Genomic DNA, 22,970 nt, shown 5'->3' on the forward strand with positions numbered 1-22,970 from the left:
ACTTATTGAAATGAAAGTGATAAAACAATCAATTTTTCTTTGCTCTCATAGCCTTTAGGGTGTTTCTTCGTACAGAGCGGATGGCAGGAACTAGTAAGTCCGGTTCCATGATTTCCAGCATGGTACGTAATTCCTGTTGCAGTTCCGGGATGGAGCGCGTCAGTTGATAAGCCAGTTTCATGCAGAGAGATTGCACACCGGCTGGTTCTTCACGTGATATCATGTGTTCCATGCAGAAATCGAGGAAATCCACTCGTGGCGGGTCGGCGGCAGGTTGCTGGCATATCAGGTTCAGGATCATTCTCCGCTTTCCCGAATGTGGACAGGTCATGGCGGCATCAATCAACTCGTCCTGTCGTTGGCTCAACCATTCTACATCTGCTTTGGAGAAATGGGTACATACCCACAGTGCCTGATAGGAAACAATGTGATCTTCGTCGAATATCAGTTGGTAGATTTCTTCTCTAAGACGCTCGTCGTCCTGTATGAAATGAAGTACTTCTCTGATATCTTCAATGTGTACACGTTCGGATAATCTGGCACGTAGGTTCATGTTTCTTTTCTTTTATCATTAAATTAGCTCAACAATTGCTTGGGGGCACTTACTCAACTGATGTTTGTTTGAGATTAATTTCTGTTACCGGGATTGGCTTCCGGCAGTTGTAAATGAAGAATGGGGAAAGGTTTACCCATGCTGTCCGTTTCATCTCTGCCAATGATCTGGAATCCCAGATGGAGATAGAATTGGAGTGCCTTTTCATTCTGTTCGTTGACATCTACTTTATCCATCTGTTTTTTGTCTCTTGCGTATTCTATTAATCGTTTGCCGTATCCTTTTCCCTGCTCGTCAGGGTGTACAAACAACATTTCGATCAGTTCGTCGCTTAGTCCCATGAAAGCGACAATCTTTCCGTTGGCATTGCGGATAACAAAAAGTTCAACGACTGGTAGATAATGTTCCCGCATCAGTGGTTTGTAAAACTGGATATCTTCTTCCGTCAGGAAATCATGCGTGTGACGGACGGACGTTTCCCATACATGGAGGATTTCTTCATAATCTTCCGGAGTAGGTTGGGAGATGCCGGGGAGATAATAACACTGGTGGTCGTAGATATTTCCGTTGTAAGTCAGTTCTGCCTGATGGAGGGTTCCTTCATAGATGAAACCGTTCTTTTTCAGGACTTTCTGCGAACGTTTATTATGTGGATAACAAGTGGCAGTGATGAGGCTTAGTTTCAACTTTTCAAAACCGTATTTGAGAACGCCTTGCACTGCTTCAGTCATATATCCTTTGCCCCAATAAGTCTCGTCGAGCCAATAACCCAACATTCTCACTTGTGGGTTTTCCCGTTTGGGATCGGGGATGATTCCTACGGAACCGATCAGTTGTTGCGTTTCTTTTAGTATCATTGCCCATATACCCTCCTGATTAATAAATGTGGAATGGAGTATACGGCGGGACTCTTCCAATGTCCGGTGGGGCGGCCATCCGGCATTGTTCCCCAAATTCGGGTTTTGGCAACAGGCGAAAAATGCTTCTGCGTCTTCTTCTTCAAAAGGGCGGAGAAGCAAGCGTTCTGTATCGAGCGTTACGGAATGAATACTTTCTGTTTCAGTGTTTGGTCTAGCTTCAGCTTCCGGTCCAACTTCAGTTTCAGTTCCGATTGCTGTTTCTGTTTTTCCTTCCCCTTTTCCTTCTCCTCCTCCTGTTATTTCCTGATATACACATTCAATCCGATTTCCATCAGGATCGAGCACAACACTTTCAAAGTATCCGTCTCCCGAAGTACGCGGTTCACCGGCGATGGTATATCCTTCCGAACGCATCTGTTCGGTGAAACGTAATACTTCTTTCTGGCTGGGAAAGGTGAAAGCAAAGTGTGTTAGTCCGACCCTGTTTTCTTCAATGGGTGTGTTTTGTACGTCTGTACGACTCATGAGTTCCAAGTCAGTTCCCTCTCCGAAAGAAATAAAGTATGACTCAAATCCTTTTTTGGGATTAATGTATTTCTCGTTGCTTTTTCCTCCGAAGAAGCGGACATAAAATTCTTTTAATTCTTCCAGCCGGAAGGTCCAAATGGCAATATGATGCAGTTTCATATAAATGTTTTTTTATTCCTATTACTTTTTACTTTGTTTCAATCCTGATTCGCACCGAACGTGTTTTGTGTCGCTCTTAATGCTGTATTACGTATTCGTAAACGATGCGGGAAATATCGGCGATAATCTTACTGTTCGCCTGACTGTTTTCTTCAGAATCCTTCACGAAGACAGCTATGCTATAAATACGTCCATCGGGTAAAAGAACGAAACCGATGTCGTTACAACCAATCTGTTGTCCTTTCGCATTCCGGTCTCCCGTTCCGGTTTTGTGACCTACGGTTACTTTTTTATCAAGCAACGGAGCAACCAAACGGTCTTGCCCGGTTTGACATTCCACCATTGTCTGATATATAAAGTCTTTGTACACTTTTGCAAACAAAGGTTTCTTGTGGAATATCTCCAATAATTCGGCAGCAGCTAACGGAGTGGTCCAGTTTTGATAACATAGATTCAAGTCTTTGTGCATCGCCGTTTCTGTTCCAACGATGGCACATTCCCGAACTCCTAATGAATGGATATACCTATTCACAGCTTCCGGACCACCTTGATAGTTGAAAAGAATATCGCAAGCATTGTTATCGCTCTGCTGAAGTGTGTATCTTAACAGGTCGGCAATGCTCATTTCAATTCCCCCTTGCGGATATTTATCTCGCAGCGGACTGTAAGTATCTGGCTTTAAATCTGATTTTTTGATTGGCAACCGGGTGTCCAGTGATTGTTTTTTCTTTCCCATATAATCGGCCAATGCCAACGCCTGATGAAACTTGAATACGCTCATCAACGGGTAGTGAATGTCATTATTGACAGTTACTGTATCTTTTCCGTTAATAATAACGGCAATCCCTATTTCAGCTTTCTTATCTTTGATTGCCTGTTTCAACTGTGTTTCAAGTTTGCTTTGTTGGGCAAGCAGGAGGGTGGGTACTAAACAAAGAAGCACTATGAATGAACGCATAATCAATTTCCTCTTTTAACGGGTTACTAATTCTCTATTGAAATCACATTCTCTATTGAAGTCACAAAGGTATAAATAGTAATTGCCTTTGCAAATTCTCATTCAAAAATAGTGATGTCGGATAAGAAATTCCTACTTTTGTGAATTAATCAATAAGTGAATAGATATTATGTTAAAATGTCAGTCGGAATTGTTTCAGCCGTCATTGAAATTGGTGGATGGCTTGAAGATGAATACAAAAGAGGAATTAAAGAGGATGGCGAAAATTTTGCTTTTACCTGTTCCTACCAAGTTGCACAAGGATGAGTATGTAACTTATTTTGCAGAAGCTGTTTTGACCTGTCCTGAAATGTGGCTTTCCCGGTTGACGCATTATGAACTGGCATTACTTGATAAGTTAGTGAAAGCGGGATCTGGTAGTTACGTAGAATGTACAAATTCTTTTTTGGTGACTACTTTGGAAACTCTTTCTTTCATAGCAACGGACTGTAGTCACATGGATGAGAGTAAAGTCCGTTATATGATCTGCGATGAATTGCGTGAGGCAGTAGCTCCTTATCTGAATGAACTGTTGACTTCCCAAAAGCAATCTGTTCGTTTTATGATAGAACAGTATGCCTGTGGAATCGTAAATTTATATGGTTTTCTCTCTTATTCGGACTTATTGTATATACTGGTAGGCTATTTGCAGCATTCAGTGACAAAAGAAGAAATAGCTGACAGTTTGGCTAATTCGGCATTGATACAGCGACTAACCTTTGAAGTGGAAGATGGTTATAATACAAACCTTTACATAGAGTCTCCTTTTTTGGATGATTTTGAATCTTTGGAGGAGCAATTGTATCTGCGCCGTGATATACCGGACAGGAAGAAGTTTTCTAAAGAGGAAGCCTTTTCAGCGGGCATGATGCCATTGAGTATCATTCCTAATCCGTGTTGGGATGAATTGAAGGAGTATATGATGAAGAAACTGGGATATACGGAGGAAAAAGCGAATAGCAGTTTGGCATATTTGTGGTTTACTGCTCAAACGGAAGAAAATTCAATGTCTATTATTACTTCAATGATTAGCCACAAACTTTCTTCCATGCAGGAACTGCAAGAGGCCATTGAACTATTTATGGATTATGTGAATCATTGTCCCCGTTGGTTCTTGAAAGGTTATTCTTCGGATGAAGCATTCGTTTTATTTGAAAAAGACAAATTAAAAAAGAATCCTCCCCGCATTGTTGCAGGTCCCAATATGGAAGCTGCCGGTATGGACATTACTCCGGAAATGCAGGCAAGGATAGACAATCTGTTTCGTGGCATGCCTTCCGGACACACGGTCGGAAGGAACGATCCTTGTCCCTGTGGAAGCGGGAAGAAGTATAAAAAGTGTTGTGGAAGAAATAATTAAGAAAAGGACGATTGTGGAAGAATATCCTGCAATGAGACATATTATGAATTTGGAAGAACAGTGAATTAGATGAGTACTTTTCGTTCCATAGAAGAACTGGTCAAGAGTCTCGACCGAGAGAAAGAACTCTTGAAAGAAATGTTTGCTAAACGGAAATCTCTTTCGTTCCGTTATGATTATGCGCTTGAAATGACAGAGTACAAAGAAGAGCGTATCCGCTATCTGATAGACTATGGAGTTATCCGGGACACTGGCGACTTCCTTGAAATGGAGGATATTTATCTGAAATTCTTTGAAGATGTACTCGAAGTAAATGAAGAAATCAATGTATCTTTCGTGCAGGATTACCTGACACGACTGAATGAAAACATTGACTATTACTTGAAAGAGAATAACGAACAACGTAAATACAACTACCAGCGTGAAGTGAAACGCTGCCTGAAAAACATCGCTCTGACTACAGTCCGCAATGTGATGGACTTGAAAAGGAACATGGATAATACTTATAAGAACGAACCGAATTATAAGATAAAGAAAACCAAACTTGTCCGCCTCGATGAGAAACGGAATAATATTGCTCTGCTGATCCGTAAAAGTGAGGAATTGATAGACTACGGACAGCCTGTTTTCTTCCGGGTGGCGATGGACGTACAAATGCGGAATGTAGTTAGTGACGTGAAACTTCAGCTAAATGACTCGTACCATAACCTAATTGAAATCCAGAAACAAATCATCCATTATCTGAATCTGATAGATTATCAGAACCGTATCTTTGAGAAAGTAAAGAAGTTGAAGTACTTGAAAGACCAGTTCTTGTTGGAAGAACATACAAGTATCCGTTCTGTTGCCGCACAAAAAAATCCTGTCTGGATGGAGCCGCAGGTCGGTTATCGCATCAAGCTTTCCATTGATAATCTACGGACTTCCGATGAGGCTTTTCAGATTTTGAAGAAACTTGTCGCGCGGCAGAAAAATTCTCCGAAAGGAATGAAACAACTGGCAGATGCCATTCCGGAAGGATACCTGGATGGGCAGTCGCAAATGATAGATACCGTAAACTTGCAGGAAGTGCATAATTCATTTATGGCGTCCAGCACCCACCTGTTCTCTTTTGTGATGAACTATCGCTACCGGAAAGAGGTGACACGTGGAGAGAAATTAATCTTTTTCTGCCAATTGGCGTCACAGTATGCCGACGAACTTCGCTTTACGGATACTTATGAAATCTCCGATGAAGTGGAATACCCTTTAATATATGCCAAATGATGTATGCTGAATGCTAAAAACAGATGACTATGAAATATACTGAAGAGATATTTAATATACTTAGCAAAGGGGGATTCATTTCTTCCAATAGTGTCTCTACCCAAGTGAAACGCTTGTATGATGCCATTGAGGAAGATTTGCCCGATTATTATGATTACTACAAAGGCATCGGTTTTTATCTGGAAGGTGGTGATGGTTATTACTACTTTACCCGCAAGGAATCGAAAGTCGATTTGGAACGTAAACTGGAAGCAATTCAGAAGTGGATTGATTACTTGAGTTTCCTGAAAACCTATCATTCGGCATTCGGCCCGGGCTTTCTGTTTCGTGCTGCTGATATTGAGATTCAGATAGGATGCGATATCGAACTGAAAGAAAAGGCAACCAAACTGTTCTCGGATAAGAAGAAATATGATGAAGTTGTCGGCAAACTGCTGAAAGAACTGGAGAGTATAGGACTGATAGAGAAAGAAAACGAACTTGACGGGACATATAAAGTATTGTCGGCTTTCCATTATATGGAGGACTTGGTTGATTGTATCACAATTTCAGAGGAGGTGCAAGATGAGATACCTGAATAAGATTATTTTTCTGAACAGTGCCCATATTCCGTATGCGGAAGTGAAGTTGGATGGGAACGTACATTTTATAGGTACGCAAGGTGTCGGTAAGAGTACGCTGCTCCGTGCCATCCTATTCTTTTATAATGCTGACAAACTAAGACTAGGCATTCCGAAGGAGAAGAAAAGCTTCGATGCTTTTTACTTTCCATACGCCAATTCTTACATTATCTATGAGGTGATGCGGGAGAATGGGGCGTATTGTGTGGTAGCTGCCAAATCCCAGGGACGGGTGTTTTTCCGTTTTATTGATGCGCCATTCCAACAGGACTGGTTCATTGACGAACACAATGTGGTACATTCCGAGTGGGGACGCATCCGCGAACATATCGGTTCGAAGATTCAGATTACTGCACAAGTGACTAGCTATGAAATGTATCGGGACATTGTTTTCGGTAATAACCGCAAGCATGAAATGATACCCTACCGCAAGTTTGCCATTGTGGAAAGTGCAAAATATCAGAATATTCCCCGTACGATACAGAACGTCTTTTTAAATTCCAAACTGGATGCTGACTTTATAAAAGATACCATTATCCGTTCGATGAGTGATGAGGATATCTCTGTCGATTTGGACTTCTATCGTAGCCAGATAAAGGAATTCGAGCAGGAATACAGGGACGTGATGCTTTGGTTTACAAAGAACAAGAATGGAGAAGTGCCTGTCCGGAAGATGGCGGAGAAAGTAATGAACGCCTATCGTGACTTGATTTATACTCAAAAGCAGATTGGTGAAGGGCGTGCGGAGCTTAACTTTGCGGAGAAACAGGCTTTGCATGAGATTCCGTTAGTGAAGGAAGAACAGGCTAAAGCCGAGACGGAACGTGAACGGTTGCTGCGGCTTATGGGTGAACTGCAACAAAAGTACACCAATGAGCGTGATGGCTTGATTAGGGATATAGGTATAATAAACGATTTGCTCAAAAAGATACGTGAGAAACGTCTGCATTACGAGCAGATGCAGATTGAAGAAATCATCAAACGGGTATCTTGCGAAGAATTACTGATTCAGGAACTTGAACAAGTCCGGAATATGAAATCAGAACTGACAAGGGCTTATGAGGATGTCTTGAGCAAGTACCGATTGCTGTTTGAGAAACTGGAAGCTGATTTCCGTACTTTTGAGAATAGCCAGCGAGCACGGATAAATGCTCGGAATGCGGAGATTGCCGGCAAGCAGGAGGAATTGATGCAACAGCTTCGTGTGGAAGAAGAAAAAGTAAGGGTAACGCAAGAAGAGAAAGTGCAGACTGTGGATAATCGTATCCGGCAGTTGCGCGACGAACAGGCACAGTGTAACCTGAAACTTCAAAAGGTGAAATACGAACATCCCCATCAAAAGGAAATGTCCGATTGTGAAGATGGGATTAACGAACTGCGCAAAAAGGACAAGGAACTGGAACTTGGCATCCGTCAGCAGCAAGGAGAAATAAAGCAGTTGAGACAGGAGTGTGAATGGAAAGTGAAAGAATTGAAATGGGAATTTCAGACAAAGATGGAGACCGTTCGTAAAGAACGGAGCGCGATTGAAGAACAGTTGCAAACATTGGACGCCTTGATTGAGAAACGAAAAGGTTCTTTGTGTGAATGGCTGGAGAAGAACAAACCGGATTGGCAGGAGACGATAGGCAAGGTGGCGGATGAGGAACTGGTGTTGTACAACAATGAACTGCAACCTCAATTAGTGAATAAGGAAGCTACTTTGTTCGGCGTTTCACTCAATCTGACAGCAATCGAGCGTTCTGTCCGCACTCCCGAGGAAATGAAGCAGGAGCGCGACAGGCAACAAGCAGCCCGGCAACTCTGTACCGACCGTCTCACCCGACTGACGGAAGAAGAGGGGGAAGCTGTTTCTTCTTTGGAGAAGAAGTATTCGAAGCAAATACATAGTATTTTGGAAGAACAACATCTGATGGAAGCCGAGCGAATGCAGATTCCTGCAAAATTGAAGAACCTGCAGGCTGATTACGCCTCATGGAAGACGAAGGAAGAGGAATGGAAAAGAGGATGTACCGAAGAATTGCAGGCGCAACTGAATGAAATCGGACATCGTCTTTATGTGGCGGAAGGAGAGAAGGAGAAGCATTTGGCGGAACGGGAAAAACTGTTGAAAGCCTGCCGGAAAGTGTATAATGACAGCAGGACGGAACTCCGCAAGGAACTGGAGGAGTTTGTTGCCGGCATTCAGCAAGAGATAGAGCGGATGAAACAGCAAACTGCGGAGCGGAAAAAGGAATTGAAGCAGGCGCAGGAGAATGAATTGAATGGAAAGGGTGCTGATACGGTCACTATCCGCAAGTATGATAACAGGCTTGCCGAAATAAATAAAGAATTAGATTATATAGGTAAATCCCGCCCGCAAGTTCTTTATTATGAAAGAGACAAGGAGGAACTGTTTGATAAAGAACCTGCTACGCGAAGCCGGAAGAAAGAACAGGATGCGAAGCTAGTTGCATTGGACGAACGTTTCGCTCTGAAAAAGGAGAAGTTGCAGGTTCAGAAAAAAGGGGCGGACGAGCACCTCGACCGGATTAACAAGGAATTACACTTATTGGAGGATGGATTGAATAAAGTGGATATGTTCCGGAAAGATGAAACTTTCTGTCCGCCTTCTGTGACAGAAATAGGAGAGAAGCCTACTCGGAAAAATTGCGATGTTATTGTGGAAGAGTTGAAGTCGCTCATCGTATCCACTATCAGAAAAACAGAAGAATTCAAGAAAGCGGTGACGCAGTTCAATGGAAACTTCTCGTCAAAAAACACGTTTCATTTCCGTACGGAACTGGTTGGAGAACAGGATTACTATGATTTCGCTTCCAATCTGTGCGAGTTTGTGGATAATGATAAGATTTCCGATTATCAGAAACATATCAGTGAACGGTATACGGATATAATCCGCCGGATTTCGCAGGAAGTGGGAGAACTGACCCGTAATGAAAGCGAGATACACAGAACAATAAAGGATATCAACGACGATTTTGTCAAGCGGAATTTTGCCGGAGTAATAAAGGAAATAGCTCTTCGCCCGCTTCAGAGCAGCGATAAACTGATGCAGTTATTGCTGGAGATTAAAAGGTTTAGCGATGAGAACCAATATAATATGGGAAAGGTTGATTTGTTCTCGCAGGATTCCCGTGAAGATGTCAATGCGGTGGCTGTCCGGCATTTGTTGTCGTTTATGAAATTCCTGCTCGACGAGCCGGGACGCAGGCGGTTGGCGCTTGCCGATACATTCAAACTGGAGTTCCGCGTGAAAGAGAATGATAATGACACGGGATGGGTGGAGAAGATTGCCAATGTAGGTTCTGACGGTACGGATATTCTGGTAAAAGCCATGGTCAATATCATGCTGATTAATGTGTTCAAAGAAAAGGCGTCACGTAAGTTTGGTGACTTTAAAATCCATTGTATGATGGATGAAATAGGCAAGTTACACCCCAACAATGTGAAAGGTATTTTGGACTTTGCCAATTGCCGGAATATTTTGTTGGTAAACAGTTCTCCCACTACTTACAATGTGGAAGACTATCGTTATACCTATTTATTGAGTAAAGACGGGCGGTCAAATACTCAGGTTGTCCCATTGTTAACCTATAATAAGATAGAAAAATGAGTGGCAGTTTATTTACATTGGCAATGGCGAGGCTGGTTATGAAAATGCTGGGCGGCGAGCTCATACCTTACACAAAGTTTGATGGACTGATAGCAAATAGATTAATGGATGAGGGAATCATCACTATTGTTCCCCGAGGGAGTAAGCGTAGTTTTCGTATGATTGACCCGGAAGGATGCCGTATCTACATCTCCCAGAATTATACTTCCGGCATGGAGCTGGAAGATTGGATTGAGATGAAGAACTGTCCGGATGAAGTGTCGCGTTCGGAGCAAGTGGCGAAGGCGGGGGACTCTAAATTGAGATATACCCGTACGTTCAAAGGTTTTCTCCTCAATTGTTATACGCCTATAGAAGCTACTTTTCATGGCGAACCATGTGTTCTTTCTCCCTTGCAAGGCACTTCTATTTTCATGCAGGATTACGAATATTTCCGTATTCCTGAAGATGTTGTAGTAGTGGGTATAGAGAATGGAGAGAATTTCCAGCATATCCGTGCCCAAAAGTACTTGTTTGAAGGAATGAAAGTTCTTTTCGTGTCCCGTTATCCGCAATCGAAGGATTTGTGTAACTGGCTAAAGATAATTCCCAATCGCTATATTCATTTCGGAGATATAGATTTGGCTGGCATTTCTATCTTTTTAAATGAATTCTATGTCAAATTGGGCAACCGTGCGGAATTTTTCATTCCTGCGGATGTGAAGAAACGCCTCAAGGACGGAAACCGGCAGCTTTATGATAATCAGTATTTGCGTTATAGGGCTATGTTGGTTTCTGACGAACGTTTAAGACCATTGGTAGCAATGATTCATAAATATGGGAAAGCGTATGAACAAGAAGGATATATAAAGTATTAGATTAGTTATATCAGCATCTCTATGAAATAAAAAACAAAATATATCTGTCATCTGTCACAGATTATAATCTAACTTACAGAGTATAAGTACTTAATAGTGTGACAGCACAGTGTGACAGCAGTGTGATGGCAATAATGCTGTCACCTAGAAAACAAAGACAAAATAAAGACGCTGCTCGAAAATAAATAGTATCAGCCATCAATGGATTAGTAGTTCAATTTATTATCCTCGTACTTATGAGTTGTGTCCTGCCTTTAAACTAACAGTTTCAAGGCGTGAAACTGTTGGTTCTGCGGTTTGAAACTTTAGTTTCATAGGCTTGAAACTCTAGTTCCAATTACTTGAAACCATTGGTTTCTTACCGATGAAACTATAGTTTCTCTTAGCTGGAACTATAGTTTCAAGCAGAGAAAACTAATTTGCCCCGTAATAGAGTGGTGGCAATCCCGTTTCTTTCGGTTAAAGAGATGCTTGATATATCAATAATTTTCTGTATTAAAAACTTGTTTTCTTTGCCGGTTTCGGATATTATGACTAATTTAGCAGTCTCAACGATCGCAAAGACGCTGACAAAACAAATTATTATCAAATTAATGAAAATTACTCAATTTCGTAAGAACGAAGATACGATAGCGCTTAGCGTAATGGATCTTGATATACTGGTAAATAAGATAAAGACAGAAATAAAATCCCGTCCTGTTTCTACATTCAGAGAACATCTGCGATATACCCTTTCCGATGAACGGTGTATGTTTGCCGATAAACTGCCCAAGATAATTCCTGCTGCCGAATTTCGAAAAGTAAACGGTCAGAAACAAATGAAAAACTACAACGGTATTGTAGAACTGACCATCGGTCCTTTATCCAATAAGTCGGAAATCGCTTTAGTGAAACAAAAAGCCTGTGAGCAACCACAAACCCGTTGTGTTTTTATGGGTTCAAGTGGTAAAACGGTGAAAATATGGACTACCTTCACCCGACCGGACAACTCCCTTCCCAAAACACGGGAAGAAGCGGAACTATTCCATGCCCATGCTTATCGACTGGCTGTGAAATGTTATCAGCCCCAAATCCCGTTCGATATACTTCCCAAAGAACCGACTCTGGAACAATATTCGCGATTATCCCACGATCCGGACATCATATATCGTCCGAATTCAGTCCAATTTTATCTCTCTCAACCATCATCAATGCCCGAAGAAACCACTTTCCGTGAAGCGGTTCAGGCGGAGAAATCTCCATTAACCCGTGCCGTACCGGGATATGATGCGGAAAATGCCTTCCTGATGCTTTTCGAAGCCGCTTTTCGGAAAGCTTATGCCGATCTCCGGGAAGCGGGGCTCGAATTGAGCAAAGACACATGGCATCCTTTAGTTGTCCAACTGGCTAAAAACTGTTTTGCTTCGGGACTTCCACAAGAAGAAGTTGTGAAACGTACTGTTTTCCACTTCTATATGTATAGACAGGAAGAGCTTATCCGGCAAATGATTGGCAATATATATACCGAGTGCAAAGGTTTCGGCAAGAATATCAGCCTGACTAAAGAGCAGCAACTCGCCTTGCAGACTGAAGAATTTATGAAACGCCGCTATGAATTCCGTCATAATACCCAAATTGGTGAGGTAGAATATCGTGAAAGGCTTTCTTTTCGTTTCCGTTTCAATCCTCTCGATAAACGTGCGCTGAACAGCATTGCTTTGGATGCACAGATGGAAGGTATCCCGTTGTGGGATAGGGATATTAGTCGTTATATTTACTCCAACCGCGTCCCTGTATTCAACCCGTTGGAAGATTTCCTCTACCGGCTTCCCGCATGGGACGGTAAAGACCGTATTCGTGCATTGGCAGCCACCGTCCCTTGTAAGAATCCGTATTGGATGGATTTGTTCCACCGTTGGTTCCTCAATATGGTTTCTCATTGGAAAGGAAGCAATAAAAAGTATGCAAACAGTGTTTCGCCCTTACTTGTCGGACCGCAAGGGACACGTAAATCCACCTTTTGCCGGAGCATAATGCCCCCTTCCGAGCGTTCCTACTATACTGACAGCATTGATTTCTCCCGAAAGAAAGATGCCGAACTTTACCTCAATCGTTTTGCGCTTATCAATATCGATGAATTTGACCAGGTGAGTTCGACACAACAAGGCTTTCTGAAACATATTCTGCAAAAGCCTGTACTGAATGTGAAGAAACCTCATGGCAGTGCCGTGCTTGAAATGCGTCGGTACGCCTCATTCATAGCTACAAGTAACCAGAAAGACTTGTTGACCGACCCTTCCGGCAGCCGTCGTTTTATTTGTATTGAAGTGACCGGAGTGATTGACACCAACCGTCCGATAGACTATGAGCAGCTTTACGCACAAGCTATGTACGAACTGGAGCATGGCGAACGTTACTGGTTCGACCAGGAGGAAGAAAAGATCATGGTGGAAAACAACCGTGAATTTGAACAAGTCCCGCCGGAAGAGCAACTTTTCTTCCGTTATTTTCGTGCCGCACAGCCTGAAGAAGGGGAATGGTTGTCTCCAGCGGAGATTATGGAAGATATTCAAAAAGGCAGTTCAATCCCGATGTCTGTCAAGAGGGTTAATTCCTTCGGAAGAATACTGAAAAAGCAAGAAATACCTTCCAAACATACGCGTAGCGGTACACTCTATCATGTTGTAAGACTAATAACCAGGTGACGGCAAAAATGCCATCACCCTGCCGTCACCTCTTGCTGTCACAGTCTTATCGGTTCATTACTAAACTATTAACTCCTAAACTGTGACAGATGACAGCAACTTACCAAATATATTCTTCTGTGTAACGTTGGTAAGTTGGTTCTTCTTTTATCCCTTTATTGCGGAATAGTTGTCTGATGTAGGCTTGGTCTTTAGGCATAAGCCCCCGTTCTCCACGATAGAACCGATAATATCCCGTTTTTCCATAGTGTCCGACCATTTGTATTCTGATACTGACTGCATCCTCATAAGGGATTCTGTCGAGCAACCGTTTTAGTCCCCACGCCACATGAACTTTGACAGCAGTCTTGAAACATTCGCATTGGTTTCCATCCGCAGGATAACGTGCCGGATTAATGATAGTGATATATAGGTTGTCGGTTGTATCAAGTTGTGTAGTTATGTGGCGCAGGCATTTTGAGGCTTGTGGACATTGAGCGTTGAGGCAACGGGCAAAATTGTAAGGGACAGACAAACTGTCAGGTTCTTCTTTCATCTTGTTGGGCTTATTTTATTTGTGAAATACTGTTGTAAATATAGCAAACAGAATTCTTCACAAAAGTAGGACTTTATTTTGGGAATGGGAAGCGTTGGGATTGTTTTATTTGTATGTAATGGGGATTTCTTATCAACATTTGATAATTAGGGATATTCAATACATATCCCTAATTATTTGCAGCAAGGTTTCTCTTTCTTGTTTAAGGTTCTTTATCTCTATTTTTAGCCAATCAATTTCTTTGTTCTTTGAGGAAATTAATTCATCTACAACTCCCTTAGGGAAATAATTGTTATAAACGAAGTTGAGTATTTTATAAAGGTCATCTATTTCTCTTTTTTTAAGCTCTCAAATTGTTCTTTCTGTTTCTCTAACAGTTTCTCAAAGAGTTCAATCGTTTGTTCTATGGGAAAATTATTGAATGTTTGGTTATTACCAATTGCATTTTTTACACCGCAATTCTCGTAAAAATTATTTGTGTTATATAAAACAGTTTCTTCGTTATACTCTTTCAATCCGTCGGTAGTAACTCCTAATGCAGAGGCGATTTTTTCTAATCGTTCATCATCAATTTTCTCGGTTTGTTCCATTTTTGAAACAGCTTGCTTGGTTATTCCTAATAATTGGCCTAGCTCCGTTTGAGTCATACCGCGAAGTCTGCGTACACGTTCTATCTTTTTCCCAAGGTGATAGTGATTTGCTTTTATATTTTCTATTGTTTCCATTCTTCTATATATTAGATTGCTGAATCTAGCAGTGATTATTTCATATATTTTTTCAGGATCTCAATTTTATCTTGCTCACTTTTCAACAAACGCTCATATAACTCAACTATTTTTTCAAGTGGATTTATTTGTTGAACGATGGCGTATGTAGTAGCACCTTCAGAGATATTTGCATCCTTATAATTATGATGATTAATATTGAAAATCGTCTTTTCAACATCAAAGTCTTTAATGACTTCTTCGGATATTCCCAACACTTCAGCAATTCTTTTTAGAAAGCCTTCTTCTATTTCCTCTTGTTTCTCAATCTTTGAAATGACCTGCTGATTTACACCAAGATCGGCGGCCAGTGCTTCCTGTTTCATGCCTAAATATACACGAATCCTTTGTAAATTGCGTCCGACATGTCTCCGGTTTTCTTTCTCTTTTATTTCAACATCCATATTATTGTTCTTTAAATGAATACGTCTAGGCAAAGATAACAAGAAACAGTTTAATTCAAATGAAAGTATGCTTTATTTTTTAGTGTATGTTTTTGTTTCTGTAGTTTTGGTTATTTACTTAATGGAATTTGTTGCTGATTTCTGTTAGTAGTATGTTTAAGGTTATGTAATTTGGGGAGGAACGAAATAAATATTTGTTTATAATCTTATAAATATGGGATTCATCGAATGATGCTTAAAATACACAATGAGTCTATATGTGTTTAATGTATCTTTATATAGCTTATTATTTCATCTAATTGGGAAGCAATATTTTTGAAATCTGTATATAAGTCGAGAGTTTTGACATAGATTCTATTTCCACATATACTGGTTTCTAAATCAGGAGTAATTTCTTCATTAGTTTTTGCATATAAAAGCATACCTGCAACATTGCTTGAATTTTGTATATCATAGTTTTTTACATAGGTGAAAATTTGGTATAAGTTGTTAGAATGAAGGGTTTGTTTGTTATATTGTTTTTGCATTGTTTGCGAATAATATTTGGTGTCAATAATAAGCGTTCTTCCATTGTATTCTAGCATGATATCTGATTGCATACATGGAAGTAATTCTAGTGCTTTGTTATCGGATTGATAGTCAATATTCCATTTTATTCGGGAAGTACTGGTCTTTAATTCAGGATGTTCTGTTTTGTAATATTCTAATACAAATTTCTCATAAAGCCGATGCATATATTCATCAGAGAAAGTTGCCATGTGATATTTACCGTCTTCAGTTGTCTGTAGTAAACCTTCCAAAACAAAATAACAAATATTCATCAGCATCTTATAGGTCTGATTATTACGTTGAAAATAGAGTGTGTTCCACTTTACGATGGATGGTTCAATGGTATTAATGTTGGCGAAGAATGGTAGAACTTTCTTTAATTTGTTTTTTCGTTCTTTGGCTACTATCTTTTCTTGGAGAAGAATACTGATTGTAGTTTTTAATATTTGGTTAAATATATTATTTTCTGATAGTTCATCAAATTCACATGATAGGAGCTGCTGACATTGTATTCTATGTTTAATAGTTTTTGTTATATCAATTTTCCCTCTCATTGTAGGTAGTGATTCCGTTTTTGGTACATATTCACGATATAATCCTTGTTTTAATTGATACGAAATACCTCGCGATAGGATTTCTGCAAACAAGTCTTCTATATGCTCGAATTTTTCAGAAGCTATATTTGCATAGTTGTTACGCTTAAGTACCTGAAAGGCATAAGCTAGCATGTAATAAATATTTTTGATTAATATATTTTTGTCATTTGTCATTAGAATAAGCTCTTTAGTTCATTTTCCCAAAAATCAACTTTTTGTTTATCATCAAACCAATATTCATGTAACATAGGAATAATGTCATAGAATATAATTTCTTTTACTTTATCACAAGATTCTAATCCACATAAATAACTGTGTCCTATTTGGAATCCGTCACCGAGTGATTCATCTCTGGATATTTCATCATTTAATCTCTTGATCGTTTCAATTAATTTGTCGAAAGTGGTATTATGTAATTCATTTTGGTACTTTTGGAAGCCGATTGAATCAAATCCAGGTTTCATGTTGTAGAAACAGAATCTTCTTCTCAATGCATAATCAATCATAGCCAAGCTGCGATCTGCGGTGTTCATCATACCTATGATGTGGAGATTGTTTGGCACAGAGAAAAGTTCTCCATTGTGTGCTAATGCTATTTTAACATTACGGTAATCTTTTTCAATTAGCATTAATAATTCTCCGAATATTTTACTCATATTACCACGATTGATTTCATCAATTATGAAAAAATAATCGTGTTCTGGATCATTTCCGGCAGTAATACAAGATTTGTAAAATATTCCCTTCTTTAGTTCGAATTTTTCTTCTTGAGGTTTATAACCCATAACAAAATCTTCGTATGAATAATTTTGATGGAATTGGACTATTGAGATTCTTGAATCATCTTTTTCTCCCATTATTGTATAGGCCAGTCGTTTGGCAGAGTATGTTTTACCTACTCCCGGGGCTCCCTGCAATATGATATTTTTTTTGTATTTGAGTATACTTTTTAGAGTTTTGAGTTCTTGTTCATCAAGAAATACGTCATTTAGAAAATCTTCATCTGTGTATCGGCTGATATTTTCATTTGTTCGTTTAATAGGATTTGTATCTCGAATTATATCCATAATGAAATCATATTCATTTTGGGTAAGTTTGAATAAACTGCCATTAGGATTAGCAAAGAACTCCATATTATTGAGTTCCTCGCAGTTTTTTAAAATCGAATAATCAATAGGATAAGTAAGCGATTCTGTTTTTTGGAAATAGATATGTTTTCCATCATTCTTTTTGTAAATCTTAGCAAGTGCAACTACTTGTTTGGTAGGAGTTGCTTCATAACAGATTGCTATATCACCAGCTTCTGCATCTAAGAAATTCTGGAATACACGACGTTTGTTTCCATTGTCATTATATAAAGTGTAAGACTGAATTTCTCCTATGCTCCAATTGGACAAACTCCACATTTGAGGATTAGCATTTAGCCACCAGTAGTGAAGTTTGGAAGTAGGGGAAGTTAAAGGAGGAATGTTTTTTTCTTGTTTTTTTCCTGCTATCTGAAATGTTTTTTGACTTTTCTGATTATTCTTATCTAAAAAGTATAGAAAATCTACAGTAGTAGTTGTTAATTCGAGATCTGGATCACAATTCGGAGTGCGAGTGAGGACATCAGAAAGCATTGCTTTCAGTTCTGTATCTTGTTGTAAAATCCATTTGATTTCATTATATAATTCGTATGCTTGCAATACAGTATTGGGAGTAGCACCTTTTTTGAAGGTGTAACTAGTATTTAAAATTTGAGATACTCGCGAGAATTCCCTTGGTTTAAATATGTAATATCGTTCTGGATATCTAAGCCATAAATAGGTGCTTATTGTTCTATAATCTTGAAAGTGATTTCTCCAAGTGCTTTTGTATTTCTCAAGTATAAAGTCTGATTCTTTAATAAATTTATAAATTCGATCGGAAAGGGGAATATGTTCATTATATAAATCAATAAACATCTTCCTTACATCTTCAGGGGCAACCATTGCGAAATTCTTTATCATGCGTCTAGGAAAATAATGTTGTGCTCCTAGAAGATTTTGAGTTTTCGAAAGAGAAGTTTTAAGCATTTGTGTGAAATCTGGGGACTTGATATCCCAATGGGATTGAAACCAGCTTACTGCTTCCCATTTATACTTTTCATCATTCCAAGAGGAGAAGAAATTTGCCTTATAATCTTTTATTTCCTTCTCTAACTTATTTATGTCTATATTCATAATAGGGTATTTTTATTGTTGTTCTTTGGGGTATAATATTCAATTCTTTCATCTGCCGCCATTGGAGGATATGTTTCGTTATGAAAATCATATTTTCTAGTTTCGTTGAGTAATGAGTTGTAATTATCAGAATCATTATCAGTCCATTGTTCACATTGATGAATAACTGTTTCCAGTGCATTTTCAGCTTCTTCTGGTGGATATTTGTATTTTTTCAGAAGTCTTTTTATCATACGACGCATCCCTGCTCTGGCGGATTCTTTCTTCTGCCAGTCAATTGTACGATTTTTGCGTAGGGCGTCTGTTAACTCCTTTGTCATCGCAATTAGTTGTTCGTTCGTATATATATCTTGTACTGCTCTCGGTTTGGTCAAAGCATCGTAAAATGATTTTTCTTCTGCAGTAAGTCCTAATTCATTGCCTTGATTTTCTGATTCCGAGATTTCTGCAGCAAGCTTTAATAACTCTTGAATGACTTCTTCATTAGTAAGTAATCCTTTCAAATAGTTAGATAATGCTCTGTTTAATAAATCAGAAAACTTTTCCGCTTGAACTAAATTAGTTTTTTGATATATGGTAACTCTTTCCGCCAAAAGTTTCTTTAATAGCTCTATTGCTATATTTTTCTCTTTCATTTTGGATATTTCTTCCAAGAATGCTGCGTCAAAAATGGAGAATTCGGCTTTTACATCCGAGAATAAATTGATTACACCTTCACTTTTTACACTTTGTTTGATAAGTTCGCCAATACGGGCGTTTATTTCTTTTTTGGAAACTTTACCTTTGCCTGTCATTCTGGATAGTAATATTCGTACTGTCTCAAAAAAAGCTGCTTCATAGCGTTGTTGCTCATTAAGCAGGCTACGGCATAATGTGATTGAACTATGTAATAGGGACGATTCCTTTTGGAATAGTTGCATTTTATCATTCTTATTACTGTCCATGAGGAAGTTGACTCCACCTTTGATAATTTGTGCACGATCGTTATCTGTGCCGGATTGGAAGTTGCTATAATCAAAACCGTGGAAAATATCTCGGCAAACTTCCAATTTCTCTTGAAACTTAATAAGAGCAGTTTTTTTGATATCGGGATTGCCGAATCTTTTTTGATCTCGTACTGTATAATCGTGCATTGCTTGTTTCAATGCTTTGGCTATCCCGATATAGTCGACAACAAGACCACCAGCTTTATCATTAAAGACGCGGTTCACACGAGCTATTGCTTGCATGAGATTGTGCCCACTCATTGGCTTATAGACATACATTGTCGCTAGAGATGGTACGTCAAAGCCTGTAAGCCACATATCTACGACTATGGCTATTTTCATAGGGTCATTGTTGTCTTTGAATTTCTTGGCAAGTTCTTTCTTGTATTGTTTGTTGCCAATAATGTCATGCCACTCTTCCGGATCTTTATTGCTGCCTGTCATTACCACCTTCACTTTATCAGTCCAGTTGGGGCGAAGTTCTAAGATTCTATGATAGATACTCATTGCGATAGGGCGGGAATAAGCGACGATCATTGCTTTTCCTGTTAATTCAAATTGCCTGTTTTCTTCGTAATGATTTATAATATCTTTGCACAGTGAATCTATGGTAGCAGGTGCGCCAAGTATCTCTTCAAGGTGCGACATTTGTTTTTTACTCTTTTCTATCTGTTCTTCAGTAGCACCTTCCGACGCAAGTATTTCATATTCGTCATCTATTGCTTTCAATGTATCTTTGTCAAGATTCAGGTTGATGACACGAGATTCATAGTACACAGGACAAGTTGCACCATCGGATACTGCTTGTGTCATATCGTAGATGTCGATATAGTCGCCGAACACTTCTGTTGTATCTCGATCTTTAGTAGAAATGGGTGTTCCTGTGAAACCTATAAAGGACGCATTGGGTAATGAATTATGTATAATTCTTGCAGTACCGATTGATATTTTTCCAGTTTCTTCGTTTACTTTTTCTTCAAATCCATATTGTCCTCGATGTGCTTCATCGGTCATGACTACAATATTTCGTCTTAGAGAAAGAGGTTCGTCAGATTCTTCAAACTTCTGCATTGTAGTGAATATTATTCCGTTGGCTTCTCGTCCGGCTAATAGTGATTTTAAATCTTCCCGGCTTTTTGCTTGTATGGGGATTTGGCGCAAGAATTGTTGGCATTTGGAGAATTGAGTATAGAGTTGATCGTCCAAATCATTCCGGTCGGTAATAACTACTATAGTTGGTTGACTTAATTCATCCTGAAGAAGATGAGCGTAAAATACCATTGATAGTGATTTTCCGCTTCCTTGCGTATGCCAGAATACTCCGATTTTTCCGTCACCTTGTGTTGCCTTTTTAGTTCGTTCTACTGCTTTCTTCACAGCAAAATATTGGTGATAGGCGGCTAAAATCTTTGCAGCACCTGATTCTTCTTTAGAAAAACAAATGAAATTCTTGATAATGTCAATGAAACGTTCTTTTATGAATATTCCTTCAAAAAAGGTATCATAATCAATAAACTGGGAACTTTCATATTTCCCGTCTTTGGTTTTCCATTCCATATAACGGTCTTCATTGCTGGTGATCGTTCCCGCTTTTGAGCAAGCCATGTCACTCATTACACAAAAGACATTATATACGAAAAGTGAGGGAATTTCTTTCATGTAATTACGTAACTGAAGATAGGCTTCAGATACATTTGTTTCTTCTCTTGATGGAGATTTTAACTCAATTACAACGAGAGGCAAACCGTTGACAAATAGAATTATATCAGCACGCTTTTCTGAATTTTCAACGAACGTCCATTGATTAATAACTTTAAAGTCATTACGCTTAATGTTTTTGTCATTGTAATCTATCAGGTAGATGATATCGTTACGTTGTTCTTTTCCGTCGAAAAAAGAGACCTCGATTCCATGTTGAAGATAGTCCATGAAAAGCTCATTCCTCTGTGGCAGGCTACCTATTTCGATATCTTTTAGTTTAGATATGGCTTCGTCAATTGCAAGGCGAGGTTTTCCATAATTGATAGTGGTTAAGCTTTCAATTAATTGTTCTTCATAAAAAGGTACATAATAGTCCCGTTCAATATTGGGGCCATATTGATGCTGATAGCCTAAGTTCTCGAAGAGAGCTATCAATGCTTTTTCATAACTACCTTCTGTAAATGACATATTTTCGTTCTTTTTCTAAGTTATCTAAATATGAAAAATATATTTCTTTGTATGCTTGATAGTCTTGTTTATATAATGCTTCGGAAGCAGATAAAATAACTCCACCTAATTCTAGAGGATTTTCTTCGTCAAACAGTTCGTTAAATTCTTGGCAGTCTTCATAATGTATGCGTGAGTCTCTTTTACTTGCATGATTTATATAATAATGTATAATAAACCCACCTAACACATCTGTTATTTTGTATGCCAGTAAGGACATTGTTGTACTCATTGAGACATGGTTAATGTCTTGACCGTGAGACGCAAATCCGGAAATATTTCTTATTTCCGCTAGTTTTTGGGAGACTGACGCTATTCTCCTGACGAGTTCACATAAATCATCTTTATAGCATTCATTTGTATCTATCAGACAATTTATTGTTTGCTTTACCAAAGCTTGAAATTGCCCATAGTTGTCGTGTTCGATATTTTGATTAGTAAGTATTGTTTTGCAAATACTTTCAACTAAGCTTTTACAGGTTTCTATACATAATGCAGGATTCGTTTCAACTGTTTTTTCGATGGTTGAAATATGAGTTTCAAAGTTGTTGAAACTTGGTGTTTGGTTAATAAATTTTCGAATCCAAAGCATAGTGAATATTAGGCGATTAATTTTAAATTATCATTTATCCGGCGGTTCAGCTCGATTTTGGAGTCGAGTGAATATATAATATCAACTACTTTATTTTGAACTTTCAGTGATGGAAGTTCTACATTGGTTTCTCCAAGTGTTTTTGTTGAAATATTCGCTTGATTTGCACTACCAGTGGCTTTTGATGCTAAAGAATAGAAATTTTCATAATGCCTAAAAAAATAATATAGATATTTAGGAACAACACCCCTGTAGTTTGTTAATTTGCAAGTTCGTTGATTGAGATAAGCGGTTTCATTATGTGTATATAATGAGACACGACCGACCCAACTGTTAGGATTTGACTTATTTACTGGGTCACCAGTTAACGCAAATATCACATCCCCTTTGTTCACTAGGAATTTTGACATTATTTCATCAGGGTCACTAAGAACAGAAGCTGTATCTTCAAAAAACTTGACTAAACCATTCTTTAGTTCTTTTATCCTTATGATTTTATATTTTCCATTGCAAAGGAAATCTGTAGATTTAAATGCAAAACCATTTTGAAAATCCACCAAATCACTTAATTTATATGTTTTATATTCTTCCATAAATGAGAATTTAGCAGTTGGTTTGACCATCTAATTTAGCTTCTA

At 38.9% G+C, this 22,970-nt stretch carries 16 protein-coding genes and 1 pseudogene; 6 read left to right on the forward strand and 11 right to left on the reverse strand.

Annotation, left to right across the window (positions count from 1 at the left end):
• Positions 1 to 28: 28 nt before the first annotated feature.
• From DW173_RS21530 to bla, 3 genes are all read right to left on the reverse strand, one after another.
• Positions 29 to 553 carry a hypothetical protein gene (locus DW173_RS21530; RefSeq protein WP_120145199.1) on the reverse strand — a complete coding sequence of 175 codons (525 nt, stop codon included), beginning with the start codon at positions 551 to 553 and terminating at the stop codon, positions 29 to 31.
• Between the two features lie 74 nt (positions 554 to 627).
• Positions 628 to 2,100, reverse strand: coding sequence for a GNAT family N-acetyltransferase (locus tag DW173_RS21535; protein ID WP_120145200.1), 1,473 nt, complete (start codon positions 2,098 to 2,100; stop codon positions 628 to 630).
• 76 nt (positions 2,101 to 2,176) lie between these two features.
• Positions 2,177 to 3,058, reverse strand: coding sequence for a class A beta-lactamase, subclass A2 (bla, locus tag DW173_RS21540; RefSeq protein ID WP_117811056.1), 882 nt, complete (start codon positions 3,056 to 3,058; stop codon positions 2,177 to 2,179).
• Between the two features lie 1,321 nt (positions 3,059 to 4,379).
• Here bla and DW173_RS24435 point away from each other — a divergent pair.
• The 6 genes and pseudogenes from DW173_RS24435 to DW173_RS21570 all read left to right on the forward strand — a co-directional run.
• A pseudogene (locus DW173_RS24435) lies at positions 4,380 to 4,457 on the forward strand (SEC-C metal-binding domain-containing protein); the annotation flags it as partial.
• A gap of 69 nt (positions 4,458 to 4,526) precedes the next feature.
• The gene (locus DW173_RS21550) at positions 4,527 to 5,723 is read left to right on the forward strand and encodes a hypothetical protein (RefSeq protein ID WP_060451129.1); all 1,197 of its coding nucleotides are present in this window, start codon (positions 4,527 to 4,529) and stop codon (positions 5,721 to 5,723) included.
• Between the two features lie 29 nt (positions 5,724 to 5,752).
• A complete protein-coding gene (locus tag DW173_RS21555) occupies positions 5,753 to 6,304 on the forward strand; it encodes a condensin complex protein MksE (RefSeq protein WP_004308256.1) in 552 nt (183 codons plus the stop codon).
• The gene (locus DW173_RS21560) at positions 6,288 to 9,956 is read left to right on the forward strand and encodes an ATP-binding protein (RefSeq protein WP_120145202.1); all 3,669 of its coding nucleotides are present in this window, start codon (positions 6,288 to 6,290) and stop codon (positions 9,954 to 9,956) included. Before DW173_RS21555 ends, DW173_RS21560 begins: the two co-directional genes overlap by 17 nt.
• The gene (locus DW173_RS21565; protein ID WP_008021139.1) at positions 9,953 to 10,813 is read left to right on the forward strand and encodes a hypothetical protein; all 861 of its coding nucleotides are present in this window, start codon (positions 9,953 to 9,955) and stop codon (positions 10,811 to 10,813) included. The genes DW173_RS21560 and DW173_RS21565 overlap by 4 nt, the downstream gene beginning before the upstream one ends.
• A gap of 593 nt (positions 10,814 to 11,406) precedes the next feature.
• Complete coding sequence (locus tag DW173_RS21570; RefSeq protein WP_120145204.1) at positions 11,407 to 13,497, forward strand: BT4734/BF3469 family protein; 2,091 nt, start codon at positions 11,407 to 11,409, stop codon at positions 13,495 to 13,497.
• A gap of 100 nt (positions 13,498 to 13,597) precedes the next feature.
• Here DW173_RS21570 and DW173_RS21575 read toward each other — a convergent pair whose 3' ends face one another.
• From DW173_RS21575 to DW173_RS21610, 8 genes are all read right to left on the reverse strand, one after another.
• Positions 13,598 to 14,032, reverse strand: a complete 435-nt coding sequence (locus DW173_RS21575) for a DUF6078 family protein (RefSeq protein ID WP_120145203.1) — start codon at positions 14,030 to 14,032, stop codon at positions 13,598 to 13,600.
• 326 nt (positions 14,033 to 14,358) lie between these two features.
• The gene (locus tag DW173_RS21580) at positions 14,359 to 14,757 is read right to left on the reverse strand and encodes a helix-turn-helix domain-containing protein (protein WP_087318907.1); all 399 of its coding nucleotides are present in this window, start codon (positions 14,755 to 14,757) and stop codon (positions 14,359 to 14,361) included.
• 35 nt (positions 14,758 to 14,792) lie between these two features.
• Positions 14,793 to 15,200, reverse strand: a complete 408-nt coding sequence (locus tag DW173_RS21585; protein WP_004302000.1) for a helix-turn-helix domain-containing protein — start codon at positions 15,198 to 15,200, stop codon at positions 14,793 to 14,795.
• Positions 15,201 to 15,463: 263 nt separating this feature from the next.
• Positions 15,464 to 16,519, reverse strand: a complete 1,056-nt coding sequence (gene mcrC / locus DW173_RS21590; protein WP_117611029.1) for a 5-methylcytosine-specific restriction endonuclease system specificity protein McrC — start codon at positions 16,517 to 16,519, stop codon at positions 15,464 to 15,466.
• A complete protein-coding gene (locus tag DW173_RS21595; RefSeq protein WP_118194664.1) occupies positions 16,519 to 18,546 on the reverse strand; it encodes an AAA family ATPase in 2,028 nt (675 codons plus the stop codon). The genes mcrC and DW173_RS21595 overlap by 1 nt, the downstream gene beginning before the upstream one ends.
• Complete coding sequence (locus DW173_RS21600) at positions 18,543 to 21,701, reverse strand: type I restriction endonuclease subunit R (protein ID WP_118194666.1); 3,159 nt, start codon at positions 21,699 to 21,701, stop codon at positions 18,543 to 18,545. The genes DW173_RS21595 and DW173_RS21600 overlap by 4 nt, the downstream gene beginning before the upstream one ends.
• Positions 21,682 to 22,332 (reverse strand): abortive infection family protein, encoded by a 651-nt coding sequence (locus tag DW173_RS21605; protein ID WP_118194668.1) that lies wholly within the window; start codon positions 22,330 to 22,332, stop codon positions 21,682 to 21,684. The genes DW173_RS21600 and DW173_RS21605 overlap by 20 nt, the downstream gene beginning before the upstream one ends.
• A gap of 8 nt (positions 22,333 to 22,340) precedes the next feature.
• Positions 22,341 to 22,925 (reverse strand): restriction endonuclease subunit S, encoded by a 585-nt coding sequence (locus DW173_RS21610; protein ID WP_120145205.1) that lies wholly within the window; start codon positions 22,923 to 22,925, stop codon positions 22,341 to 22,343.
• Between the last annotated feature and the right edge of the window lie 45 nt (positions 22,926 to 22,970).

Origin of the sequence: Bacteroides sp. AM16-13, assembly GCF_003602705.1 — a bacterium.
In the GTDB taxonomy this organism is placed as follows: domain Bacteria; phylum Bacteroidota; class Bacteroidia; order Bacteroidales; family Bacteroidaceae; genus Bacteroides; species Bacteroides xylanisolvens.

Bases quoted from the DNA above. Each gene is read 5' to 3' on its own strand.
- DW173_RS21530 (WP_120145199.1), bottom strand. From the start codon at position 553: ATGAACCTACGTGCCAGATTATCCGAACGTGTACACATTGAAGATATC.
- DW173_RS21535 (WP_120145200.1), bottom strand. From the start codon at position 2,100: ATGAAACTGCATCATATTGCCATTTGGACCTTCCGGCTGGAAGAATTA.
- bla (WP_117811056.1), bottom strand. From the start codon at position 3,058: ATGCGTTCATTCATAGTGCTTCTTTGTTTAGTACCCACCCTCCTGCTT.
- DW173_RS21550 (WP_060451129.1), top strand. From the start codon at position 4,527: ATGAGTACTTTTCGTTCCATAGAAGAACTGGTCAAGAGTCTCGACCGA.
- DW173_RS21555 (WP_004308256.1), top strand. From the start codon at position 5,753: ATGAAATATACTGAAGAGATATTTAATATACTTAGCAAAGGGGGATTC.
- DW173_RS21560 (WP_120145202.1), top strand. From the start codon at position 6,288: ATGAGATACCTGAATAAGATTATTTTTCTGAACAGTGCCCATATTCCG.
- DW173_RS21565 (WP_008021139.1), top strand. From the start codon at position 9,953: ATGAGTGGCAGTTTATTTACATTGGCAATGGCGAGGCTGGTTATGAAA.
- DW173_RS21570 (WP_120145204.1), top strand. From the start codon at position 11,407: ATGAAAATTACTCAATTTCGTAAGAACGAAGATACGATAGCGCTTAGC.
- DW173_RS21575 (WP_120145203.1), bottom strand. From the start codon at position 14,032: ATGAAAGAAGAACCTGACAGTTTGTCTGTCCCTTACAATTTTGCCCGT.
- DW173_RS21580 (WP_087318907.1), bottom strand. From the start codon at position 14,757: ATGGAAACAATAGAAAATATAAAAGCAAATCACTATCACCTTGGGAAA.
- DW173_RS21585 (WP_004302000.1), bottom strand. From the start codon at position 15,200: ATGGATGTTGAAATAAAAGAGAAAGAAAACCGGAGACATGTCGGACGC.
- mcrC (WP_117611029.1), bottom strand. From the start codon at position 16,519: ATGACAAATGACAAAAATATATTAATCAAAAATATTTATTACATGCTA.
- DW173_RS21595 (WP_118194664.1), bottom strand. From the start codon at position 18,546: ATGAATATAGACATAAATAAGTTAGAGAAGGAAATAAAAGATTATAAG.
- DW173_RS21600 (WP_118194666.1), bottom strand. From the start codon at position 21,701: ATGTCATTTACAGAAGGTAGTTATGAAAAAGCATTGATAGCTCTCTTC.
- DW173_RS21605 (WP_118194668.1), bottom strand. From the start codon at position 22,332: ATGCTTTGGATTCGAAAATTTATTAACCAAACACCAAGTTTCAACAAC.
- DW173_RS21610 (WP_120145205.1), bottom strand. From the start codon at position 22,925: ATGGAAGAATATAAAACATATAAATTAAGTGATTTGGTGGATTTTCAA.